Below are 24,032 nucleotides of genomic sequence, written 5' to 3'. Positions count from 1 at the left end.
CGTCTAAACCGCGGAAGGTGAAACCATTTATTTTTTCAGGCGCAACCCGCACGCGCCATCATTGCAACCGCGGCGCCAAACGACGTGCAACCAGCCTGTAACAACCCGCGTCACCGAACTGCACACTGCTGGTGCGGGACTGCTACAACCCGCACCATTACAGGCTAGTCGCTACGTGAAAAAGCGCCGCGTCCGGCAACATATTTCAACACTCAAATCACAATGCGCAGGCACTGGCCCGCGTGATACAGCGAGAACCCGGCCTCGTACAGGCAACTGCGCAAGCCCACACCGGTCAGGGGCTGCATCGGTGCGAAGGGAATCGGCAGGGCTTGAGGATTTCCGTTACACAGGTAATCAGCGAAAGCCTTGCCGACCACGGTGCCGGTGGTGACGCCACGGCCGTTGTAACCGGTGACGGCCACCAGTCCCGGCGCAGGCTCGAACAGGCGCATGAGGTGATCTGGCGTAAAAGCTATACGCCCGGTCCAGGTGCATTCCCACTCGACCGGTTTCAGATTGGGGAAATAATGCTGCTGCACGCGGTCGGCCCAGGCCTTGAGAAACCAGGTCGGTTTTTGATTGCCGTTGCCCAGGCTGCCGAGCAATAACCGCCCTTCTTTGTCACGGCGGATGCTGCTCAACACCTGACGCGTATCCCACGAGCCCTGCCCGCCTGGGAGAATTGCCTGCGCGGCGTCTTCGCTCAGCGGCACCGAAGCGACCTGATAGTAGTAACCGGGGAAGAAGTTGCGCTTGAGTTCGGTCCAGTCGCCTTCGGTGTAGGCGTTGGAAGCGATGACCACTTGCTCGGCCAGCACTGAACCGTGTTCGGTCTGCATCGACCACTTCGCGCCCTGACGCTCAAGGCGAGTGACCGGAGAATGATCGAACATTTGCCCGCCGAGACCGCTCACCGCGTTGGCCAGCCCGGTGACATAAGCCATCGGGTTGAGCGTGCCGGCGCGGCGATCGAGCAAAGCCGCGGCAATCTTTTGCGTGCCGGTGGCTTGCTCGCAGGCCTTGCCGGTCAGCAGTTCAACCGGTGCGCCGCGACGTTTCCATTGTTGCTCGCGGCTGCGCAAATCCGCCTCGCCCTTGGCGTTGTGCGCCATGTGCAGGGTGCCTTCGCGGCGCAACTGGCAATCGATGTTGTACTTGTCCACAAGGCTGAACACCAGCGCCGGCGCCGCACCGAGCATGCGGTTGAGCTGGCTGCCCACCGCTTCGCCGAAACCGGCTTCGATCTCGTCCGGCGGGATCCACATGCCGGCGTTGACCAGTCCGACGTTACGCCCGGAACCACCGTGCCCCGCGCGATGAGCCTCCAGCACGCAGACGCTTTTGCCTTTTTCCAACAGATGCAGCGCCGCCGACAACCCGGTGAACCCGGCGCCGATCACGCAGACATCGACTTTGACTTCGCCTTTGAGCGCGGTTTTATCCGGCCTTTGTGGCGTGAGCTTTTCCCACAGACATTCTTCGCGTAACGGCATTGCCAGACTCCAACAGAAACCTGCCAAACACAGTGCTGATCCTGTGGGAGCGAGCTTGCTCCGGGCGGCGTTCCGACGAAAGGGGCGTATCAGCCAACATCAATGTCGACTGACCCACCGTATTCGCGAGCAGGCTCGCTCCCACAAGGAGGGATCTCCACCTGTCAGTCGAATGTGATGCCCTGCGCCAGCGGCAACTCTAGCGAGTAGTTCACGGTGTTGGTCTGCCGGCGCATATAGGCGCGCCAGGCGTCCGAGCCGGACTCACGCCCGCCACCGGTCTCTTTCTCGCCACCAAACGCGCCGCCAATTTCGGCACCGCTCGGGCCGATGTTGACGTTGGCGATACCGCAGTCGCTGCCGACTGCCGACATGAACTGCTCGGCCTCGCGCACATCGGTGGTGAAGATGCACGACGACAAACCTTGTGGCACGGCGTTGTTCAGGCGCAGCGCTTCCTGGAAATCGCTGTAGCCGACTACATAAAGAATCGGTGCGAAGGTCTCACTGCAAACCACATCACTTTGCTCGGGCATTTCAACGATCGCCGGCGAAACGTAGTAGGCGTTGGGGAATTGATCCTCAAGCTGACGCTTGCCACCGAACACCCGACCGCCCTCGCTCAACGCCTGCTCCAGCGCGTCCTGCATGTTTTCGAAGCTGTGCTTGTCGATCAGCGGGCCGACCAGATTGCCTTCCAGCGGATTGCCGATGCGCACTTTCGAGTACGCAGCTTTGAGGCGAGTAACGATTTCTTCCTTCACCGACTCATGGGCAATCAGTCGACGCAGGGTGGTGCAACGCTGCCCGGCAGTACCGACGGCGCTGAACAGAATCGCCCGTACCGCCATGTCCAGATCGGCGCTCGGGCCGAGGATCATCGCATTGTTGCCACCCAGCTCCAGAATGCTGCGAGCGAAACGCGCGGCGACTTTCGGCGCCACTTCGCGACCCATGCGCGTGCTACCGGTGGCGCTGATCAGTGCGACACGCGGATCATCGACCAGCGCTTCGCCGGCATCGCGACCGCCGATGATCACCTGGCACAGGTTCGCCGGCGCATCGATGAAATTCTTCACCACGCGATCAAACAGCGCTTGGCAGGCCAACGCGGTCAACGGGGTTTTCTCTGACGGTTTCCACACCACCGGGTTGCCGCAAACCAGCGCCAGCGTGGTGTTCCATGCCCACACCGCAACCGGGAAGTTGAACGCGCTGATCACCCCGACCACGCCCAGCGGATGCCAGGTTTCACGCATATGGTGGCCCGGCCGCTCGGAGGCAATGGTCAAACCGTACAGCTGGCGGGACAGGCCGACGGCGAAATCGCAGATGTCGATCATCTCCTGGACTTCACCCAAGCCTTCCTGAGTGATCTTGCCCGCCTCCCAGGAAACCAGTTCGCCGAGATCAGCCTTGTATTCGCGCAGTACTTCACCGAATTGACGCACCAGCTCGCCACGACGCGGAGCCGGTACCTTGCGCCACTGCTCGAACGCATGATCTGCGCGACTGATGTGCTGCTCGACTTCGGCCGGGCCTTCCCAGTTCACGGCGGCAATGCGGCTGCCGTCGATCGGCGAATTTACCGGCACTTTGCCGTTCTGATAAAGGGCCGGGTTCACACCAAGACGATCAAGCAATGCGGCAACCATGGGTCACTCCTCAAGCAAAAAACTGAATGTGTGCGGACGCTTTTTCGCGACCGGGCAGGCCTTTAGTTGTAGCGTCACAATGGCGAGGCAACAAACGACCTTTACGCGAGATATCATTCCGTTTATTCATGCTGCGCTAGAAAGACAAGAAAAGGATCGGCCATGCTGAACAAACGCCACTTGCCCTCGATCACCGCCCTGCAGTGTTTCGAGGCCGTGACCCGGCACCTCAGTTTCACGCGCGCCGCTGAGGAACTGAATCTGACCCAGAGTGCGGTGAGCAAACAGGTCGCGCAGCTTGAAGAGCTGTTGCAGCATTTATTGTTTCGCCGCGTGCGTCGACGTTTGCAGATGACCCCGGCAGGGGATTTGTACTTGGTTGAAGTACGAAAAATCCTCACACAAGTGGAGATGTCGACGCATTACCTGCGTTCCTACGGCGGCGAGACCGAAGTCCTGCGCGTCTCGACGCCCTCGACCTTCGGTGCGCGCTGGCTGGTGCCGCGCCTGAAAGGCTGGCGGCTGCGCCATCCGTCGATTCATCTGGACTTGTGCAACGAGCAGGAAGCGGATGATCTGCTGCAAGGGCGCAGCGATCTGGCGTTCTATTTCGGCCAGGGTTCACGGCCCGGCACTGAATGCCTGAAGTTGTTCGGCGAAGAGTTGGTGCCGGTGTGCGCGCCGGGCAGCCTGCCTGATAAGCCGTTTACTGATCCGACGCAACTCACCGATCTGGTCCTGCTGCAAAATGCCTCGCGCCCGCAGGCCTGGCACGACTGGTTCGACAGTCAGGGTTATCAGACCGAGCACAGCTATCACGGGCCGCGTTTCGAAACCTTTTATATGTGCATCCGTGCCGCGCAGGTTGGCTGCGGTGTGGCGTTGTTGCCGCGATTTCTGGTGGAAGAGGAATTGGCCGACGGCAAACTGGTCATTCCTTTTGAGCATGCCATGCCCAGCACCGATGCCTATTACCTGGCATACCCGGAGCATGCGGCGGAAGTGCCGAAGGTACGGGATTTCGTGAAGTGGATGCTGGAGCAGATCGACAATCCCTGACCGATCACCCTATACGAGCTGTCGAGTGTAACGAGGCTGCGATCTTTTGATCTTAAAAAACCAACATCAAAAGATCGCACATCGACTCCCTCGACAGCTGCTAATACGGGAATTTTTCAGGCGATAACAAATAGGCCCTCAACAACTTGAGCCTGAGCTAGACGCGCGCGCAGATCATCGTCGATAGCGCAATCATCAGTCTTGTACAACCGAACACGTCGATAGGCATCTACCCGATCGATTTCCTGCCCCAGATACTCCCAGACAACCCTCGAGCACGCGGGGGCACGACAGTCCGCAGCAGACACCCCCATCTTCAAACCATTGAGCCGTGTAATACAGCTTTTAAAACTGGGGATGAGAATAGTCTGACTTATTTCGTTGGAGGTAAGCGATTCATAATCGATGAAAAACAAACGATCCCGCAGGTAATAAGCAACACCCAAATATTGATACCTTTCAAAGCCCTCCCCCGCACCGGCTATTTGTAAGCGCTCGTTTCGCTCGTAGATGATGTCATCGCCCTCCTCCCGCACTTGCACAAGCGAACACAGAATAGAGCCGGGGTCAGTCATTGCATGATAATACTCGTAGTAATAACCGATATGGGCTTTCAGTTCCGCCGAAGAATTCTGGCGAAGATGTTCATGCATTATCTGTGGTGCAGTCGTTTTTCTCGGAGCCGGACTTTTACTGTCCTTAATGCTAATCAGGGCTATGAATTGCTCCGCCGGCAGTCCTATCTCAAACTCTTCCACACCAAAAAAATCGCAGATCCGCTTGAGATTAAAAGGTGTAGGAACACTTTTCCCACAAAGGTACTTATTGAATTGCCCACGATTAATACGAACTTTCCTACAAACCTCCGCGACAGATCTGTAGTGACTACACAGCAGCCTCAAATTCGCCGGAAGAAACTCACACATACAATGACTCAACATAAATAAAGAAGGCGCAACCATAGCAGCAACTCGCATCACTTTTAAGCAACTTGCGAAATTGCATCGAATGAAATATGGCTGGATATTACGCCCCTGAAAGTCGTCAGGACTGACCACACCATCAATTTGCCAGCACTCTAAATAGCAAGGAGCTTTGAATGCTAGACGTTATCAACGATTTTCTGTCGGGCAAGGTATTAATACCTTTGGTTCTTGGATTGGGAAGCTACTTCACAATCCGGTCGAATTTTGTCCAAATTAGATACTTCCCCCACATGTTCGGTGTTTTACGCGGCAGTTGGCACACCGGCAGCCATCAATTGAGTTCATTTCAGGCGTTGACACTCAGCCTTGCGGGTCGTGTCGGCACCGGCAATATCGTTGGGGTCGGTATTGCGGTGAGTATGGGTGGGCCCGGCGCAGTATTCTGGATGTGGATGACCGCTCTGTTGGGCATGTCGAGTAGCTTCTTCGAATGTATGCTCGGTCAACTCTATAAGCGCAGCGACGAAAACGGTCTCTATCGAGGGGGCCCGTGTTGGTACATCCAACACGGTCTGGGCAAACGCTGGCTCGGGATAATAGCGGCTGTATTAATGCTGGTGACCTTCGGATTTGCAATCAATGGCCTCGAGTCCCATGCAGTATCGCACTCGTTAAAGGACGCGTTTAGTCTGCCGCCCATGTGGTCAGGACTAGCACTTTCCTTGATTCTGGGAGTCGTCCTCGTCGGCGGGATAAAGCGCATAGCAGCAGTCGCTGACCTTTTGGTTCCCCTTAAGGTTCTCGCCTACATCGGCGTGACGGGCTACGTGTTGATTCTGCAGATCGATCAAGTTCCGATAGTGCTGGTGACCATTATCAAAAGCGCATTCGGTCTGGATCAGGCGTTTGGCGGTCTGGTTGGCAGCGCAATCATTATGGGAGTCAGACGCGGAGTATTTTCCAACGAAGCAGGACTGGGTAGTGCTCCCAACGTTGCGTCAGTAGCGAAGGTCGGTCATCCGGTTGCGCAGGGAGTCGTACAAGCACTGAGTGTTTTCATCGATACGTTCGTGCTCTGCACATGCACTGCACTCATGATTTTGCTATCCGGGTTCTACACTCAGGGCCTCGAAGGTGACGGGATTGCTCTGGCACAAAATTCTCTAGCCGCCGTTGTCGGAGACTGGGGGAGGATGTTTATAAGCGTGGTGCTTGCGTTGTTTGTATTCACGGCGATGCTATACAACTATTACCTAGGAGAAAACAGTTTGCGGTTCATGTTTGACGAACCTCGTAAAATGCTAATTCTCTATCGTGCGCTAGTGTTGATTTTAGTGTTCTGGGGATCCATCGAAGATCTCTCCACTGTTCTGGCCTTTGCAGATATCACCATGACGTTACTGGCACTCGTCAACCTAATAGCGATGGCTTTGCTTTTCAAAATATGCATGCGCATCTTGCGCGACTATGAAGAACAACGTCGCGCCGGGATCAAGACACCTCTTTTCGATTCAAAGTTGTTTCTTGATCTGGACCTTGATCCTGGGGCGTGGCCGCCGCTGGCTGGCCACTCATGCACAACGAATCGTAGCGAGCCCGCTCGACCTCTGGAAGTCGACAAACAGACAACTCCGGCATAGATAAAATAAATGCAGAGTCATTAAAGCAAGCGATGGCTCTGCAGAAAGCCAACCAATAACCTTACTAGCAAACTAAAAGAGCAATAGGCTCTTCGATCTGTCGCGCCTAAAACGACCTGAAGGATTTTACACCATGCAACGATTTTACCCCCTCAAAGCTAACGCAACCAATATCCCCACCTTTTTTATAGACTCGCACGCCGCACCTGATCAGTTATTTGAAGACGCCTGCTTCAGAATCCGCGCCGCCGCCAGTCTCTTGGAGACTTTCACATCAGTCACTATTAAAGGCACCAATGACTCTGACTTCTATCGACTAATACTGCCTGCTTACGTATTACTTCAGGATGGTGTTGATACGCTGGAACAGATCTCCTTCAAAGGAAATTTCATCCATGTATAAAATTGCAACCAACGAAATGATAAGAGCAGCCATGATTAAAGCAGTTGAAACCAGGCTAATACCAAGACACTCACTGCTCGCCGAGTATTTAAAGAGCTGGGACTGTCTTGAGCAAGTGATTCACGCCGCACTTGAGGTACAACCGAAAATGAACAATTTTTGCGGGCTAAGGTGTATGGCCTCAGCGGATCTTTCACCTGAAAGTAAAAAAGCACTGGCAATCCCCACCGCTGATATGCGCCACTAGCGCCATCGATTGAGACCGCGCACAGGCGCGGCGCACTTGGAGACCCCGTTATGAGCGAGAGCGTGTTTGCCGATCGCATCGTGCAGAACCTGCTCGACACCGACTTCTACAAATTGACGATGATGCAGGCGGTGCTGCACAACTACCCCAACGTCGAAGTCGAATGGGAGTTCCGTTGCCGTAATAGCGAGGATCTGCGCCCGTATCTGGCCGAGATCCGTTTTCAGATCGAGCGTCTGGCCGAACTGAGCCTGAGCGCCGATCAACTGAGCTTTCTCGAGCGCATCAGCTTCCTCAAGCCGGACTTCCTGCGCTTTCTCGGGCTGTTCCGCTTTAACCTGCGGTATCTGCACACTGGCATCGAGAACGGCGAATTGTTCATCCGCCTGCGCGGGCCGTGGCTGCATGTGATTCTCTACGAAGTGCCGCTGCTGGCGATCGTCAGCGAAGTGCGCAACCGCTATCGCTACCGCGAAACCGTGCTGGAACAAGCGCGCGAACAGCTCTATCGCAAGTTCGACTGGCTAACCGCCAACGCCTCGGCCGACGAGTTGTCACAACTGCAGGTCGCCGATTTCGGCACCCGCCGCCGCTTTTCGTATGGCGTGCAGGCTGAAGTGGTGAATGTACTCAAACACGACTTCCCCGGGCGTTTCGTCGGCACCAGCAACGTGCACCTGTCCCGCGAGCTGGACATGAAACCGCTGGGCACCATGGCCCACGAGTGGATCATGGCGCACCAGCAACTCGGTCCACGGCTGATCGACAGCCAGATCGCCGCGCTCGATTGCTGGGTCCGCGAATACCGCGGCTTGCTGGGGATTGCCCTGACTGATTGCATCACCACCGATGCCTTCCTCGGCGATTTCGACCTGTTCTTCGCCAAGCTTTTCGATGGTCTGCGCCACGACTCCGGTGACCCTGTGGTGTGGGGCGAAAAATGCATCGCGCACTATCACAGGCTCGGCATCGACCCGATGAGCAAGACCCTGGTGTTCTCCGACAGCCTGACCCTGCCCAAGTCGCTGGAGATCTTCCGTGCGCTGCACGGGCGGATCAATGTCAGCTTCGGCATCGGTACCAACCTCACCTGTGACATTCCGGGTGTCGAACCGATGAGCATCGTGCTTAAAATGACCGCCTGCAACGGCCAACCGGTGGCGAAGATCTCCGACGAGCCAGGCAAGTCCCACTGCAAAGACCCGAATTTCGTCGCCTATTTGCGGCACGTGTTCCAGGTTCCTGCCGATTCCAGTCTATCTAGCAAGGAGTGAATTCATGCAAGCCGTACAGCGTGAGATTGCTGAACAGCTCAAGGTGCAACCGCCGTTCGCCGACCACAAGGCCCTGCAGGCCGAAGTCGCCCGGCGCATCACCTTTATTCAGGATTGTCTGGTCAATTCCGGGCTCAAGACGCTGGTGCTCGGCATCAGCGGTGGTGTCGATTCGCTGACCGCCGGCCTGTTGGCCCAGCGCGCGATGCGCGAGCTGCGCGACCAGACCGGCGACAACAGCTACAAATTCATCGCCGTGCGTCTGCCTTATGAAACCCAGTTTGACGAACACGACGCCCAGGCCTCGGTGGATTTCATCGCGCCGGACGAGCGCCATACCGTAAATATCGGCCCGGCGGTGAAGTCGCTGGCCAGTGAAGTGGCGGCGTTTGAAGGCAAGCACGCGGTGTCGGTGGACTTCGTACTGGGCAACACCAAGGCGCGGATGCGCATGGTGGCGCAGTACACCATCGCCGGCGCGGCGCACGGTCTGGTGATCGGCACCGATCACGCGGCGGAAGCGGTGATGGGTTTCTTCACCAAGTTCGGTGACGGCGCTTGTGATCTGGCACCGCTCAGTGGCTTGGTGAAGAATCAGGTGCGGGCGATTGCGCGCAGCTTTGGCGCCCCGGAGTCGCTGGTCGAAAAAGTCCCGACAGCAGACCTTGAGGATTTGTCGCCGGGCAAACCTGATGAGGCTTCGCATGGCGTGACGTATGCCGAGATCGATGCGTTCCTGCACGGTGAACCGGTGCGTCAGGAAGCGTTCGACATCATCGTTGCGACCTACAACAAGACCCATCACAAGCGTGTGATGCCGTTTGCGCCGTAAACGCTGATGGAATGAAAAAGCCCGCTGAGGAGCGATCCTCAGCGGGCTTTTCTTTGGCACAGATATCAGTTGATGCTGATGGCCCCTTCGCGAGCAAGCTCGCTCCCACAGGTTTATCTGTTGTTCACAAAATGTGTGACCGACACAGAACCCTGTGGGAGCGAGCCTGCTCGCGAAGAACGATGACGCGGTGGTCCTGATTACTTGACAGTAATCGTGCCTTTCATCATCGAGATGTGGCCCGGGAACGAGCAGAAGAAGCCGTAGCCGCCATCAGCAATCTTCGCTACGTCAAAGGTCAGCGAATCGGTTTCCTTGGCGCCGATGATCTTGGTATGAGCGATGATGCGTGCATCACCTTCCGGCAGGTAGTTCTTGTCGATACCGGCGGCCAGGCCAGCGGTAGCGATCGGCTGCATGTCAGCTTCTTTGCTGATCACCAGGTTATGGCCCATGACGTTCTTCGGCAGGTTACCCGAGTGGGTCAGTTCGACGGTGAAGGTCTTGCAGCTCTTGTCGATCACGATTTCCTTGGTGTTGAAGGACATCTGATCGGTGGAGTCAACGGTGGTTTTGCACTCGGCAGCCATCAATTGGCTGCTGGCCAGCGCCAGCAGGGATACCGCAACAACTTTGGAAAACATGGTGAATCTCCAAGGCAGGGTTAACAAAAACACGAATGATGGAAAGACTGCCTGAAATCTTCGCAAGTTCCTATGACTTGAGTCAAAAATTGTATACAACTTTCAGGCTATGACATTCATCGAAACAATCTAACGGCCAGAATTCCCGGCCCGCCCTATGATCGGCGCATCTACTGAGACGGAGTGCCTGTCATGTTCTTTAACGGTCTGTTGTGCAGTTTGCTCGCCGCCTACGCCTGTGGCGCCAGCGGTACCTTTGAATCGCCTGAACGCGAAGTTTAGGCCTTGGATCGAGGCTTGCCAGCCATTACCCTGTGACGGATTGACCCAGGAGGAAGGCATGTCTCTGAAATCCGTTTGTGTATTTTGCGGTGCCAACGCCGGCACTGTTCCGGCCTACACCGAAGCCGCCGTCGCCCTTGGCCGGGCCTTGGCCGAACGTAAATTGACCCTGGTCTACGGCGGTGGCGCCGTGGGTTTGATGGGCATTGTTGCTGACGCGGCGCTGGCTGCCGGCGGCGAAGTAATCGGGATCATCCCGCAAAGCCTGATGGACAAGGAAATCGGTCACAAAAGCCTGACTCGCCTGGAAGTGGTCGACGGCATGCACGCGCGCAAGGCACGCATGGCCGAGCTGAGCGACGCCTTCATCGCCCTGCCCGGCGGCCTCGGCACGCTGGAAGAGCTGTTCGAAGTCTGGACCTGGGGCCAGCTCGGCTACCACGGCAAGCCGTTGGGTTTGCTGGAAGTGAACGGTTTCTACAGCAAACTCACCGCATTTCTTGACCATATCGTCGGCGAAGGCTTCGTTCGCGCGCCACACCGTGACATGCTGCAAGTGAGCGAATCAGCGCAAACCCTGCTCGATGCCCTGGATAACTGGAAGCCGACCGTCACGCCAAAATGGGTCGACCAAAAACCCGGCTAACCACGAGGCACCGATACAAGGCAGAATATGCGCCGCTCAACCTCACCTTCGACCCAAGAGGATCGCCCATGGCCAAACCCAATTACTCCTTCGCCAAACGTCAACGAGACCTGGCAAAGGAACAGAAGAAAGAGGAAAAGCTTCAGCGCAAGAAACAAACCGCTGAGGAAGCGGCACTGAACCCTGACGGTGAAGTGGCGACGCAAGATGATGTTGATGCAACCGAAGCGACTGAAACACCGAAAGATCAGGCGCCCGACGCCTGAACCCCACCGGGTTTGATCATCGAATCAGACCCTGCGGATTTGTGACGGGGCTGGCGGTTCCACTGCCGGCCCTCACAGCCCTTCTCCTCCCCAATACACCAAAATCCCCTGTGGGAGCGAGCCTGCTCGCGAAAGCGGTGTATCAGTGTAAATATTTGCTGCTGACACACCGCTATCGCGAGCAGGCTCACTCCTACAGTTTGATCGGCGTTAATCCAGGGGCATTACGGTGACGCGCACTTCCGGGTCATGATTGCCGCCGCCCAGAATCACCCCGCGCAACGGCGACACATCGGAAAAATCCCGCCCCCACGCCAGCGTGATGTGCTCCAGCGCCGGCTGCACATTGTTGGTCGGATCAAAATCCACCCAGCCCAGCACCGGACAAAACACCGACACCCAGGCGTGCGACGCATCAGCGCCGATCAGGCGTGGTTGCCCCGGCGGTGGCTGGGTCAGCAGATAGCCGCTGATATAACGCGCTGCCAGCCCTCGCGAGCGCACGCACGCCAGCATCAGGTGAGCGAAGTCCTGACAGACCCCGCGCCGCCGTTCCAGCACTTCCACCAGCGGTGTCGCCACCTGGGTCGCCTCGGCATCAAAGGTGAATTCACTGAAGATCTTCTGCATCAAGTCCTGCACACCCAGCAGCAACGGCCTGCCCGGCGGAAAACAACTTTGCGAAAACTCGACGAAGCTGCTTTTCAAATGCACGTAAGGGGATTGGAACCGGTAGCGACAAGCTTCGAGCAACTCAGCGGACAGCGGTTGACTGCTGTAGGTCAGCGCATCGCGGGTCAGCTCCCAGGCGGGCGACTGACTGAAGTCCAGCACCGGCCGCGCCAGCACCTCAACAGTGAGCCGAGCATTGACCTGCAATTCATCGTGAGGCCGTTCGAAGGCCAGCCGGGTGAGCGGATTGCCAAACACGTCGAGCTCATCGCGGCGGGCTGTCGGGTCCGGGCTGATCAGCAATTGCTGTTCGGTGCAACGCTGCCAGGCACATTCACGCGGCCACAAGTGCGCCAGTTGCTGCGCCAGGGACACCGGGCTGTCGTAGTGGTAACAGGTGTCGTGGAGGATCTGGTAGCGAGCATTCATCAAACGGACACCGTGCGTTGGCTGACGTCATCGACATGGGCGAAATGGCGCAGGGCCAGACGATCCGACACCTGCCCGCTGGCCTCGGCAATGTCCTGTAGCAGATCCGCCAGACCATTCAGAGCGGCTCGTACGCTGGATTCCCCGAACAGCGGATTCTCCAGACATCCCAGATCAAACCGCGCCAGACGCTCGACCAGTTGCGGCAATCCCGCCTCCCGTGGCGCCGCGAAATCATCGTTCAAACGTTTCAAGGTGCGGGTCACCAGTTTCAACTGAAACAACACCGCGTGCGGGTTCTGCTCGTCGAGCAACAACAGGTCGAGCACCGGAATCAATTGCGCCACCGCCAGATAACGTGAGCGGTAGGTGATGCTGCTGTTGCCCAACTCCAGCAACCACTCCAGGCCTGCCTGATCGAAAGCACCGGCGCCACGCAGAAACGCCGCAAGGCTGCTGCTGAGAAACTGCAGTCGCTCGATGCGCCGGCCAATCATCAGAAAGCGCCAGCCTTCATCGCGGGTCATGTCGTCGAGGGCAAAACCGGACAGCGCCGCCAGCGACATCACCAGCCGGTTGAGGAAGTCCAGCAGTTCGCCGAAGTCGGGTTCGTCGGTATCCAGTTCCATCGCTTCGCGCTGCAACTCCACCAGCGCCTGCCAGTTCTCCCGCGAAAGCTTGCCGCGCACCTGCGAGGCCGCCCACTGCAAACGCTGCAGGTTGGAACGCAGGCTGAACGACCAGTCCTCACCGAGCAGCGCCGCCAACAGGCGCTCAGGGAGTTCACCTTCATCCGGCAGCAGCGTCAGCCGCTCACCGAGGTCGACCGCCGCCTGCAACGCTTGCGGGTCGTCGCCGTCGACATACCGCGCGAGCATGATGCGCAGCAACCGCGCACTGTCATCACAGCGCTCGCAGTATCGGCCGAACCAGAACAGGTTCTCCACCACCCGTGAGGGCAGATACGGGTCGCGCCGTACCAGATCGTGGACGCCGACGTTGCGTTGAGTCTTCCACTGTTCGCCGCTGGGCGGACGATCGCCCAACACCCAGGTGTCTTTACTCGCGCCGCCGCGCTGCATCGACACTACTTCGGCATCAGCCTCGGCGGCCACCCGGGTCAGACCACCGGGCAGCACGCGATAACCGTCAGCACCCGCCACGGCGTACATGCGCATGCCGATCGCCCGTGGTTGCAGTTGACCATTTTCCGCCTGCCAGATCGGTGCCTGGGACAGTTGAGCCAATTCTTGCGCCACATAAGCATAAGGACGCGCCTGCATGCGCTCGGCAAGCGCCTGACGCTGTTTTTCACTCAGATCACGGCCAAAGACCGGCGCGAAGCTCTGCGAAGGAAATGCTGGTTTGATCAGCAGTTCGGGCAGTTTTTCCAGGGCTTGGGCCAACACCGGCGCCTCACCGCACCACCACGTCGCGATCGACGGCAAAATCAGTTCTTCGCCAAACAGGTATTGGTTGATCTTCGGCAGAAAGCCCAGCAATCCCGGCGACTCCAGTACGCCGCTACCCAGCGCATTGGCGACCAGAACTCGCCCTTGGCGTACTGCCTCAAGCAACCCGGGAACGCCGAGTGCCGAGTCCGTGCGCAACTCCAGCGGATCGCAGAAATCATCATCGAGCCGGCGCATGATCGCATGCACCCGACGCAAACCACTGAGGGTTTTCAGGTAGACCGTGGCGTCGCGCACCGTCAGGTCACCGCCCTCGACCAGCGGATAACCAAGTTGCCGAGCCAGATACAAATGTTCGAAATAGCTTTCATTGAAGCGCCCCGGCGTGAGCAGTACCACCAGCGGTGCGTCATCGTCACTGGGCGCCTGTCGCGCGAGGGTTTCCTGCAATGTGCGGAAGAATCCCGCCAGATGCTGCACCTTCAGATCCCGGTACAACTCGGGAAAGGCGCGCGACACGATGGTACGGTTTTCCAGGGCATACCCTGCGCCCGATGGCGCTTGTGTGCGATCGGCAGTCACCCACCAGCGCCCGTCCGGCGTACGTGCCAGATCCACGGCGTACAGGTGCAGAAATATCTCTTCCGGCGGCGCGATATGCTGACACGGCCAGAGAAAGTTGTTGTGACCAAAGACCAGCTCTGCCGGCAGCAAACCTTCACTGATCAACCGCTGCGGCCCGTACAAATCTGCCAACACAGCGTTGAGCAGTCGCGCGCGCTGAGCGATGCCTGCCGACAATTGCTGCCATTCATCCGCCGCAATCACATGCGGCAACAGATCCAGCTCCCATGGCCGATCCGCGCCTTTCGGGTCGGCATAGACGTTATAAGTGACGCCGTTTTCCTGAATCTGCCGCGCCAGCAGTGCCTGACGCTGCAGCAGTTGCGCCGGCGTGCTGCGCTGCAACTGATCGAACAATCGCCGCCAGTGCGGGCGCACCGCGCCACTGCCATCGAGCAGTTCGTGATAAGTGCCCGCCGTAAGCGGGTAGCGGTCTAGCAGGTCAGGCATGGAAAGCTCGGCAGACAGCAAGGAACGGTCAGACTAACGCAGGCACATGACGCGCGGATATACGAAAAATCCGCGTGTCGCGTAGGCCTTAGAAACGTCGCAAATCGATTGTCATCGGTAGCTCGTCACTGATTTCCACATTCGGTACAGGAAGTTTCCCCGGCGTGTGTCCGACGCGGAAGAAGCGCGCCATCCGCCGGCTCTCGGCTTCGTTGGCATTGACCGGCAACGTCTCGTAATTGCGCCCGCCCGGATGCGCGACATGGTACTGACAACCGCCCAGCGAGCGGCCCATCCAGGTGTCGAGCAGGTCGAACACCAGCGGTGCGTGCACGGGGATGGTCGGTTGCAAGCAGTTGGCCGGCTGCCATGCGCGGTAACGCACACCCGCGACAAACTCGCCAACCCGCCCGGTCGGATGCAACGGCACGGCGATGCCGTTACAGGTCAGCAGATAACGCTGCGGAGGCAGGCCTTTGACCTTGACCTGCAAGCGCTCCAGCGATGAGTCGACGTAACGCACCGTGCCACCAGCCGCACCCTCCTCGCCCAGGACATGCCACGGCTCCAGCGCCTGACGCAGCTCCAGTTCGATGCCGTTGACGGCGTAATCGCCGACCTTGGGAAAACGAAACTCCAGGTGAGCGGCAAACCATTCCGCCCGCAGCGGATAACCGGCATTGTTCAGTTCGACGATGACATCGGCGAAATCCTGTTCGATAAAGTGCGGCAGCAGGAAACGGTCGTGCAGTTCAGTGCCCCAGCGCGCCAGTTTCGGCGGCGCATAAGGTTCGCGCCAGAAACGCGCGACCAGTGCCCGCAGCAACAACTGCTGGGCCAGGCTCATGCGCGCATGGGGCGGCATTTCAAAGGCACGCAGCTCAAGCAAGCCGAGACGCCCGGTGGCACCGTCCGGTGAATACAGTTTGTCGATGCAGAACTCGGCACGGTGCGTGTTGCCGGTGACGTCGATCAGCAGGTTGCGCAGCAGTCGATCAACCAGCCACGGCGCGCATTCCTCGCCCGGCTCGGGCATCTGCGCAAAAGCGATTTCCAGTTCATATAAAGCATCATTACGCGCCTCATCGACCCGCGGAGCCTGCGATGTCGGGCCGATGAACAATCCGGAGAACAGATACGACAATGACGGATGGTTGTGCCAGTAACTGATCAGGCTGCGCAGCAGATCCGGGCGGCGCAGAAACGGTGAATCCGCCGGAGTCGCCCCACCGAGAACGAAATGATTGCCGCCGCCGGTGCCGGTGTGACGACCGTCGATCATGAATTTCTCGGTGGTCAGGCGGGTCTGGCGCGCCTCTTCATAGAGAAATTCGGTGCGTTCGACCAACTCGTCCCAAGTCGCCGACGGCTGCACATTGACCTCGATCACACCCGGGTCCGGGGTGATGCGGAAATTGCTCAAACGCGGATCGCTCGGCGGCTCATAGCCTTCCAGCAGCACCGGGCAATGCAGCTCTTCGGCGGTGGCTTCGATGGCGGCCACCAGTTCCAGATAATCCTCAACCCGCTCCAGCGGCGGCATGAACAGGTACAAACGCCCCTCGCGGGCTTCGGCGCAGAATGCAGTGCGGGTCAGCCAGTCGGCGGATTCGTCGATTTTCGGCACGCGTTCGTCAGTCGCGGCAGGTTCGCCATGACTGTTGAGCTGCGCGGTTTCCGGCAACTCAGGGAAGTCCTGATTCGGATCCTGAGGATGAATGAACGGATACTCGGCGGCCTTCACCCACGGCTGCGACCCCAACGGCAGGCGATAGCCCAACGGCGAATCCCCCGGCACCAGTCGGCAATGCTCGTCACGCAGGTACCAGCGCCCGCTCTGCCATTGATCACCCTTGGCGGTGCGCGCCAGCGGCAATACCTGGCCGATCACCTTGTTCAGGCCCTGACTGAAGACCTTGCGCAGGCGTGCGCGCTCCAGCGGTTCCTCAAGACGTGAATCTTCGGCGGCGACATTGCTCGGCAACATCCCCTCGCGCCAGAGGTAGTAGAAATTATCCTCGTAGGCCGGGAAGACAAAACGTGTAGGCAATTTCAGGCGCTCGGCGACACTGGCGAGGAAGCGTCCGGCCAGCTCGCCATCCGCTCCGTAGTCCTGCTGCTCATCGGCGATCAGTGCGTTGTTGTGCCAGATCAGCGCACCGTCGCGACGCCAATAGCAATTGAGCGACCAGCGCGGCAGTTGCTCGCCGGGATACCACTTGCCCTGGCCGAAATGCACCAGACCTTGCGGCGCGTAATGCTTGCGCATGCGCTGGAACAGTTCAGCGGAAAGTCGCCGCTTGGCCGGCCCCAGCGCGGCGGTGTTCCACTCGGCGCCATCCGGGTCATCGATGGAAACGAAGGTCGGCTCGCCGCCCATGGTCAGGCGCACATCATCCGCCAACAGGTCAGCATCGATCTGCCGGCCCAGCGCCTGAATCGCCAGCCATTGCTCATCGGTGTAGGGCTTGGTGACGCGCGGCGCCTCCCAGATCCGCTCCACCGACATTTCATGGCTGAACTCACATTCGCATGGCTCGACCAAGCCACTGATCGGTGCCGCCGAGGACGGATCGGGACTACACGCCAACGGGATATGCCCTTCGCCGGCGAACAGCCCGGACGTGGCGTCCAGTCCGATCCAGCCAGCGCCAGGCAAATACACCTCGCACCAGGCGTGCAGGTCAGTGAAATCGACTTCAGTGCCGGACGGGCCATCGAGGCTTTTCACGTCTGCGGTCAGTTGAATCAGATAACCGGAGACAAACCGCGCGGCCAACCCGAGGTTGCGCAGCAGTTGCACCAGCAACCACGCCGAATCGCGGCAGGAACCGGAGGCGTGCTCAAGGGTGTGTTCCGGGGTCTGCACGCCCGGCTCCATGCGAATCAGGTAGCCGATGTCTTCGCTCAAGCGCTGGTTGAGCGCCACAAGGAAGTCCACCGCCGGCAGCGGCGTGCGGTCGATGGCGTCCAGATAGGCTTTGAATTTCGGCGTCAGCGGCAGGGTTTCGAGGTACGGCGCCAGTTCCTTGCGCTCATCGGCGGCGTAGGAGAAAGGGATTTTCTCGGCGTAGGGTTCGAGGAAGAAGTCGAACGGGTTGAACACCGCCATTTCGGCGAGCAGATCGACCTCGATGCGCAACTCATTGGTTTTCTCGGGAAACACCAATCGCGCGAGGTAGTTGCCCTGCGGGTCTTGCTGCCAGTTGATGAAATGCTGTTCGGGCGAGACTTTCAGGGCATACGACAGAATCCGCGTGCGGCTGTGGGCAGCCGGGCGCAGACGTACGATCTGCGGGCCGAGTTCGACAGCGCGGTCATAGCGGTAATGCGTGACGTGATGCAATGCGACATGAATCGACACGGCGTGCCTCCTGCGAGCCTAAGCGTATTCGAAAGCGCGCAAGACTTATGCCATGCAGAGGCTTGGGCGCTTTCCCGGAATGCTTAGGGCAGTACAGCACCAAAATCGGGCGATGCGGGGAAATGGTTTGGGCTGATTGCACGTAAATGTTGCGAAGAGCCCCTCACCCTAACCCTCCCGAAACGTCGGACCGCCCGTAGGGAGAGGGGACTGACCGAGTTGACTAAGCGAGCTACACCGACCTGAAGGTCTTGAGTCGAACTCAAATCTTGAAAAGCATGGAGATCTGCTCCCTTCCCCCTCGCCCCCCATGGGGGAGAGGGCTGGGGTGAGGGGGATGGATCTCCCGGACAACCCAATATCCAGCCCCTGCAATGCAAAACGCCAACCCGAAGGTTGGCGTTCTGTTCAGCTCAAGTGATGTTTAGCGCGGTACGACCGGCTTGCGGGTCGGCTTCGGCCCTTTGCCTTTAGCGGCGTCCTTGCGCTCCTTGGCCGCCTGCTGGTTACGGGCAAACGCCGCCGCCTTGGCCTGCTCCCGCTTGTCCCAAGGGTTACCACCATCACTGGCACGCGGCGGCAAGCCAGTGTGCTGGGTGAGAATCTTGGTGGTCTTCTCTTTACCGTCCTTCGCCACTTTATGGCTGCCGGCCGGTGTCGAGTTCTTGCGACGGGCGCTCTGGTAGCTGTCGGTCGCCGGTTGATGGGTCGGGATCAACTGATCCTTGCCAGAACCGATCAGATCAGCGCGGCCCATGCGGATCAGCGCTTCACGCAGCATCGGCCAGCCTTTCGGGTCGTGATAACGCAAGAACGCCTTGTGCAGACGACGCTGCTCTTCGCTCTTGACGATGGTCACGCCGTCGCTCTTGTAGGTGACCTTGCGCAGCGGGTTCTTGCCCGAGTGGTACATCGCGGTGGCGGTGGCCATCGGCGACGGGTAGAACGCCTGCACCTGGTCGGCGCGGAAGCCGTTGCCCTTGAGCCACAGGGCCAAGTTCATCATGTCTTCGTCGGTGGTGCCCGGGTGAGCGGCGATGAAGTACGGAATCAGGTACTGCTCTTTGCCCGCTTCCTTGGTGTACTTCTCGAACATGCGCTTGAACTTGTCATAGCTGCCGATACCCGGTTTCATCATCTGGTTGAGCGGACCTTCCTCGGTGTGTTCCGGGGCGATCTTCAGGTAACCACCGACGTGGTGGGTCACCAGCTCTTTGACGTACTCCGGCGACTCGACCGCGAGGTCGTAACGCAGGCCGGAGGCGATCAGAATCTTCTTCACACCCGGCAAGGCACGAGCACTGCGGTACAGCTGAATCAGCGACGAGTGGTCGGTATTCAGGTTCGGGCAGATGCCCGGGAACACGCAGGACGGCTTGCGGCACGCGGATTCGATTTCCGGCGTTTTGCAGGCGATGCGGTACATGTTCGCGGTCGGGCCGCCGAGGTCGGAAATGACCCCGGTGAAACCTGGAACCTTGTCGCGGATCTCTTCGATTTCGCGAATGATCGACTCTTCGGAACGGTTCTGAATGATCCGGCCTTCGTGCTCAGTGATCGAACAGAAGGTGCAGCCACCGAAGCAGCCACGCATGATGTTCACCGAGAAACGGATCATGTCGTAGGCCGGGATCTTCTCCTTGCCGTACGCCGGGTGCGGGACACGGGCGTAAGGCATGCCGAACACGTAGTCCATTTCTTCAGTGGTCATCGGAATCGGCGGCGGGTTGAACCAGACGTCGACTTCACCGTGCTTCTGCACAAGCGCACGCGCGTTGCCCGGGTTGGTTTCGAGGTGCAGCACGCGGTTGGCGTGGGCATACAGAACGGCGTCGCCGCGCACCTTTTCTACCGATGGCAGGCGAATCACGGTCTTGTCACGGGTCATGCGCGGGCTGGCCAGGATCTGTACGACCTTGGCTTCCTGCGGATCGTCGACCGGACCTTTTTCCTGCTCGATGGCGCAGGCTTGGGTGTCCTGAGTGTTCACGTACGGGTTGATGATCTTGTCGACCTTGCCCGGACGGTCGATACGCGTCGAGTCGACTTCGTACCAGTCTTTCGGCGTATCGCGACGGATGAACGCGGTGCCGCGCACGTCGGTGATGTCTTCGATCTTGTGCCCGTAGGACAGGCGCTGGGCGACTTCGACGATCGCGCGCTCGGCGTTGCCGTACAGCAGAATGTCGGCGCTGGCGTCGATCAGGATCGAGTTACGCACGCGATCCTGCCAGTAGTCGTAGTGGGCAATGCGGCGCAGGGACGCTTCGATGCCGCCGAGCACGATCGGCACGTGCTTGTAGGCTTCTTTGCAGCGCTGGCTGTAGACCAGGCTCGCGCGGTCCGGACGCTTGCCGGCCATGCCGCCGGGCGTATAGGCGTCGTCGGAACGGATTTTCTTGTCCGCGGTGTAGCGATTGATCATCGAGTCCATGTTGCCCGCCGCAACCCCGAAGAACAGGTTCGGCTCGCCGAGCTTCATGAAGTCGTCTTTGGACTGCCAGTTCGGCTGGGCAATGATCCCGACACGGAAGCCCTGGGACTCCAGCAGCCGGCCAATGATCGCCATGCCAAACGACGGGTGATCGACGTAGGCATCACCGGTAACAATGATGATGTCGCACGAATCCCAGCCAAGCTGATCCATCTCCTCCCTGCTCATCGGCAGGAATGGCGCTGGCCCGAAACATTCGGCCCAATATTTTGGATAGTCAAATAACGGCTTGGCTGCTTGCATGTCGACGACCGGTGTTGAAGTGAAAATTCGCGGGCGCGGAATATAGCACAAAAAATAACCAATTCCGACGGCAATGGTCGGTTTCTCTTACAACCCGCGTCGAGCCTGCCCGATACCCCGTAACAGGCAAAAAAATCATCGTTCAAACTTAACGTTCATCAGTCCGGTGCCTGCGCCGACTGATGTGGCAACCCTTCAAGGATGAAGCAATGTCACCCAAACAGCCCGCCAAGGGCAGCATCAAAGTCAAGCCCCCCACCAGCCCGGATGCGCCGCAGCAAGGCAATACCGGGCGAGCGCCACGGATAGGGCCTGAACCGTCCCTGCCTGGCCCCTCTGCGACGCGTCCGGGCGGCACTCACGGCACTGCCAGCCCTGAGGTAACAAGACCGTCTCCCGTCGTCATCACGCACACAGCAACCGCCTCGGTGAAAACGGGCGCAACGGGAGCAAAATCGCTGGAGAGTTACCGTATCCCCGCACCTGACCGTTTGCCCCTGGCCAATACCGAGGGCTTGAGGCTGTACAAGGGCCGCGAATACGTCGATGTCGCGCACGGCAGCATCGTGATGGTCGGGGTCGATCCGCAGACCGGCCTCTACCGCGCCCAACTCGCAGCCGAGCGGGTTGCCACGGGTCCGCTACTGCTGCGCGACGCCGACAGTGGTCTGTGGCATTCGCTCAAGGACGGTGACGCCGTGACCTTGATTGACACTCACCTGCAGACGTTGCGCACGGATCTCGAACTCACAAGCGCCAAGGCCGACAGCGACGGGTTATTGCGCCACGAGGGCCGACTGTACCTCCTGCACACCCACGTTTATCAGGTCATGCACGATGTGAGTGCCTCCACGGCGACACAAAAAGCGTGGCGTATCGTCAACCCGAAAGATCCCGTGGCAACCGATATCGCCAATATCTACCGCGCCAGCCGCAGCGGCGAAACGCGGACTGTGCGGCGCGATGAGGGCAATCGCTGGGTCTATCATTTGCCAGAGCTGAAGGGAGCTATTCAGGACGCAGAGATTGCCCGCCTGAGTAAAGACACGTTGTTGCAGATGCATGAGCCTTTTCAAAAGGCCCACACGGAATTGACGAATTCGTCGGAGCGCCACAACACGCTCTGGGCAGAAACCCAGAAACTGCCGCAGGGCAGTGCAGAGCAAAACGCAAAACTGCTGAGCCTGGAAGTGCATTTGCTCAAGCATGTGCAAAAACAGGCGGATTTCGTAGAGTCGCTGGTGCTCAACAGAAAATGGCTGACCCTTGCGAAAGCCAGCGGGCTATTCAAGCAGGAACTGCAGACTTTCCGCATAGAACGCGCCGAATTTCTGAACCGCCTCATGGCGGCCATGGACCTGCGGGTCAAGCCTACCGTCTCCAGTCTGGATGCCGACAGTTGCAAGCGGATCATCCCTCACCTGAACAAGAAGCTGAGGTTTATCGAAGAACGTGAAGTAGTGTTGGCAGAAATCAGAAAAGCCGACCCGGGAGCGGCACCGATACTCGAAGAAATCAGGCAGCAAGTGCCGTCGCCCGAGCGCATCAACTTCAACAAGCTGACCCTCTACGTGCACCTGTATGCGGGCACGCCCGACCATTCGCCCAATACCACCATGCCGTCGCTTTCCTGCGTCGATCTGGTCACCGGAGACCTGAAAAACATTCCGCAACACGAGCACCCCATGGCACTGCTTTTGAGCCTGGATCAGATCAGGGCGGACAAATCACGATTTGAAATGCAACTGGCCACCCACGCTGACAGCGATGCCTCTCGGGCCGGGTACCTCAAGGAAATCCTCAGTTTTATCGACCCACTCGAGAGGCGAATCGATAACAGGCTCAGCGACATTCTGGAGTCGATCGGGCGCGACCGCGAACTGCCCAACATCGACCACGATATCGATTTTGACTTCCTTCCAGCGCTCCCCGACCCTTCCGAAAGCTCCCGCCCGTTAACGCCCAGGAAAGTTTTCCGGGTCCGTCAGCACGGTACTTACCGGGTTCTGGTCGGTGAAACGGAAACGGCTCAGGACGGCAATGTCATCGTCAGGGTTCCGGACCCGTTGCGCCCTGGCTCTCCATCCGCTCGCTACGAAAAAAGACAAGGTGAATGGCTGCCAGTGCGCCCGCCCATCACCAGTACACCCAGACCACAGCTGGTCGCCGAGGCCAACCGGTTACTGGCCGACGTGAAACAACACGTTGCCAAGGCCAGGGTGGACGAGGCGAGAAAAACCAATCCGACCGATATTGTCGAAGACCTGAGTAAAGAGACTGAACGACTGAACGAGCAGGCAAGGCGCCTGGAAAGCCATGAAGACGCGGACACCGAAATCCTCGACCTGGCTGCGCGCTTGCGAAGCGCTGGCGGGTCACTGGACGCGCATGGCCAAAGTGTTCTGGTGCGCATGTACAAGAACAGGGAGGTGCTCGACATCATGCGCTTGAACTATCTGATGGATGCCGACGAAGTCAGCGTGAGCAAAACCGTTGATCGCAAGCCATCGGGCAAAGGCAAGGGCAAGTCGTTTCTCGACGTTTATTCGATCACTGATCGCGCCGATGACGCACCGTTATGGGAGGCACACTTCCACTATGACCAGCACAACGCCGCGCCACTGAGTTTCACCACAAGAGGCGGCCACCTCAAAACCCTCGAACAGAGCCGACGCGGTATCGAGTCTCAGCGCCGCGATGAACAGGCAGGCTTGCCGCACGTGGCCATCTGGCGCCAGACCTTCGATGGCAAGACCGCGAGCAAGATTTTTGCACTGGCCAGCGAGGCTGGCGTGCCTTCCAGGCCTGAGTAAAGGACTCAGGGCCATACGATCAATCAGGCAATGACGCCGCCCCTGCCATCAGCTCCCGTTCAGGCGAACTGATGCGCAAACCCGCAAGGATAGAAAGACATGCCCGTTAAATCGCCCCCCAGAGGCAACAATTCCGGCAATCCCCCGGTTCGCCAAAACAC

17 protein-coding genes are annotated in these 24,032 nt (G+C 58.7%); 9 read left to right on the top strand and 8 right to left on the bottom strand.

The annotated features are described in order from the left end of the window. Positions 1–212: 212 nt before the first annotated feature. Both amaA and amaB read right to left on the bottom strand, forming a co-directional pair. On the bottom strand, positions 213–1,496 hold the full coding sequence (amaA, locus tag AC0ZWN_RS11330) for an L-pipecolate oxidase (RefSeq protein ID WP_476335073.1): 1,284 nt from the start codon (positions 1,494–1,496) through the stop codon (positions 213–215). Positions 1,497–1,660: 164 nt separating this feature from the next. Next, positions 1,661–3,151 (bottom strand): L-piperidine-6-carboxylate dehydrogenase, encoded by a 1,491-nt coding sequence (gene amaB, locus AC0ZWN_RS11325; protein WP_476335071.1) that lies wholly within the window; start codon positions 3,149–3,151, stop codon positions 1,661–1,663. Positions 3,152–3,313: 162 nt separating this feature from the next. On the opposite strand from amaB, the gene AC0ZWN_RS11320 reads away from it, so the two are divergent. After that, complete coding sequence (locus tag AC0ZWN_RS11320) at positions 3,314–4,210, top strand: LysR family transcriptional regulator (RefSeq protein ID WP_194935489.1); 897 nt, start codon at positions 3,314–3,316, stop codon at positions 4,208–4,210. Positions 4,211–4,326: 116 nt separating this feature from the next. Here the strand turns inward: AC0ZWN_RS11320 and AC0ZWN_RS11315 are convergent, their stop codons facing one another. After that, positions 4,327–5,136: a helix-turn-helix domain-containing protein gene (locus AC0ZWN_RS11315; protein WP_476335070.1), complete on the bottom strand. Its 810-nt coding sequence runs from the start codon at positions 5,134–5,136 to the stop codon at positions 4,327–4,329. Positions 5,137–5,309: 173 nt separating this feature from the next. Here AC0ZWN_RS11315 and AC0ZWN_RS11310 point away from each other — a divergent pair, with 173 nt between their 5' ends. The 5 genes from AC0ZWN_RS11310 to nadE all read left to right on the top strand — a co-directional run bounded on the left by AC0ZWN_RS11310 (position 5,310) and on the right by nadE (position 9,532). After that, positions 5,310–6,776 (top strand): alanine/glycine:cation symporter family protein, encoded by a 1,467-nt coding sequence (locus AC0ZWN_RS11310; protein WP_476335069.1) that lies wholly within the window; start codon positions 5,310–5,312, stop codon positions 6,774–6,776. 133 nt (positions 6,777–6,909) lie between these two features. Then, complete coding sequence (locus AC0ZWN_RS11305) at positions 6,910–7,179, top strand: hypothetical protein (protein WP_320413829.1); 270 nt, start codon at positions 6,910–6,912, stop codon at positions 7,177–7,179. Then, a complete protein-coding gene (locus tag AC0ZWN_RS11300; protein WP_476335067.1) occupies positions 7,172–7,426 on the top strand; it encodes a hypothetical protein in 255 nt (84 codons plus the stop codon). Before AC0ZWN_RS11305 ends, AC0ZWN_RS11300 begins: the two co-directional genes overlap by 8 nt. A 50-nt stretch (positions 7,427–7,476) precedes the next feature. Then, positions 7,477–8,700 (top strand): nicotinate phosphoribosyltransferase, encoded by a 1,224-nt coding sequence (pncB, locus tag AC0ZWN_RS11295; RefSeq protein WP_108224408.1) that lies wholly within the window; start codon positions 7,477–7,479, stop codon positions 8,698–8,700. A 4-nt stretch (positions 8,701–8,704) separates the two neighbouring features. Further along, on the top strand, positions 8,705–9,532 hold the full coding sequence (gene nadE, locus AC0ZWN_RS11290; protein ID WP_093430191.1) for an ammonia-dependent NAD(+) synthetase: 828 nt from the start codon (positions 8,705–8,707) through the stop codon (positions 9,530–9,532). Positions 9,533–9,732: 200 nt separating this feature from the next. On the opposite strand, the gene azu is transcribed toward nadE, so the two are convergent. Next, positions 9,733–10,176, bottom strand: a complete 444-nt coding sequence (azu, locus tag AC0ZWN_RS11285; protein WP_095138131.1) for an azurin — start codon at positions 10,174–10,176, stop codon at positions 9,733–9,735. A gap of 340 nt (positions 10,177–10,516) precedes the next feature. On the opposite strand from azu, the gene AC0ZWN_RS11280 reads away from it, so the two are divergent. Then, positions 10,517–11,104, top strand: a complete 588-nt coding sequence (locus AC0ZWN_RS11280; RefSeq protein ID WP_093430190.1) for an LOG family protein — start codon at positions 10,517–10,519, stop codon at positions 11,102–11,104. A 68-nt stretch (positions 11,105–11,172) separates the two neighbouring features. After that, on the top strand, positions 11,173–11,370 hold the full coding sequence (locus AC0ZWN_RS11275) for a hypothetical protein (protein ID WP_095047310.1): 198 nt from the start codon (positions 11,173–11,175) through the stop codon (positions 11,368–11,370). A 210-nt stretch (positions 11,371–11,580) separates the two neighbouring features. On the opposite strand, the gene AC0ZWN_RS11270 is transcribed toward AC0ZWN_RS11275, so the two are convergent. From AC0ZWN_RS11270 to AC0ZWN_RS11255, 4 genes are all read right to left on the bottom strand, one after another. Then, entirely contained in the window at positions 11,581–12,471 is an 891-nt protein-coding gene (locus tag AC0ZWN_RS11270; RefSeq protein ID WP_476335064.1) for a transglutaminase family protein, read from the bottom strand. Further along, entirely contained in the window at positions 12,471–14,957 is a 2,487-nt protein-coding gene (locus AC0ZWN_RS11265; protein ID WP_476335063.1) for a circularly permuted type 2 ATP-grasp protein, read from the bottom strand. The genes AC0ZWN_RS11270 and AC0ZWN_RS11265 overlap by 1 nt, the downstream gene beginning before the upstream one ends. A gap of 88 nt (positions 14,958–15,045) precedes the next feature. Next, positions 15,046–18,321 (bottom strand): transglutaminase family protein, encoded by a 3,276-nt coding sequence (locus AC0ZWN_RS11260; protein ID WP_476335062.1) that lies wholly within the window; start codon positions 18,319–18,321, stop codon positions 15,046–15,048. Positions 18,322–18,745: 424 nt separating this feature from the next. Beyond that, entirely contained in the window at positions 18,746–21,058 is a 2,313-nt protein-coding gene (locus tag AC0ZWN_RS11255) for a YgiQ family radical SAM protein (RefSeq protein WP_093430185.1), read from the bottom strand. A 209-nt stretch (positions 21,059–21,267) separates the two neighbouring features. Here AC0ZWN_RS11255 and AC0ZWN_RS11250 point away from each other — a divergent pair, with 209 nt between their 5' ends. Continuing rightward, positions 21,268–23,871, top strand: a complete 2,604-nt coding sequence (locus tag AC0ZWN_RS11250) for a hypothetical protein (RefSeq protein WP_476335061.1) — start codon at positions 21,268–21,270, stop codon at positions 23,869–23,871. Positions 23,872–24,032 lie beyond the last annotated feature (161 nt).

The sequence above is a fragment of the Pseudomonas sp. 3B-A001-10F genome, assembly GCF_056313565.1.
Note: the sequence above shows the minus strand (reverse complement) of the source record. Positions and strands in the feature narration are given on the sequence as shown.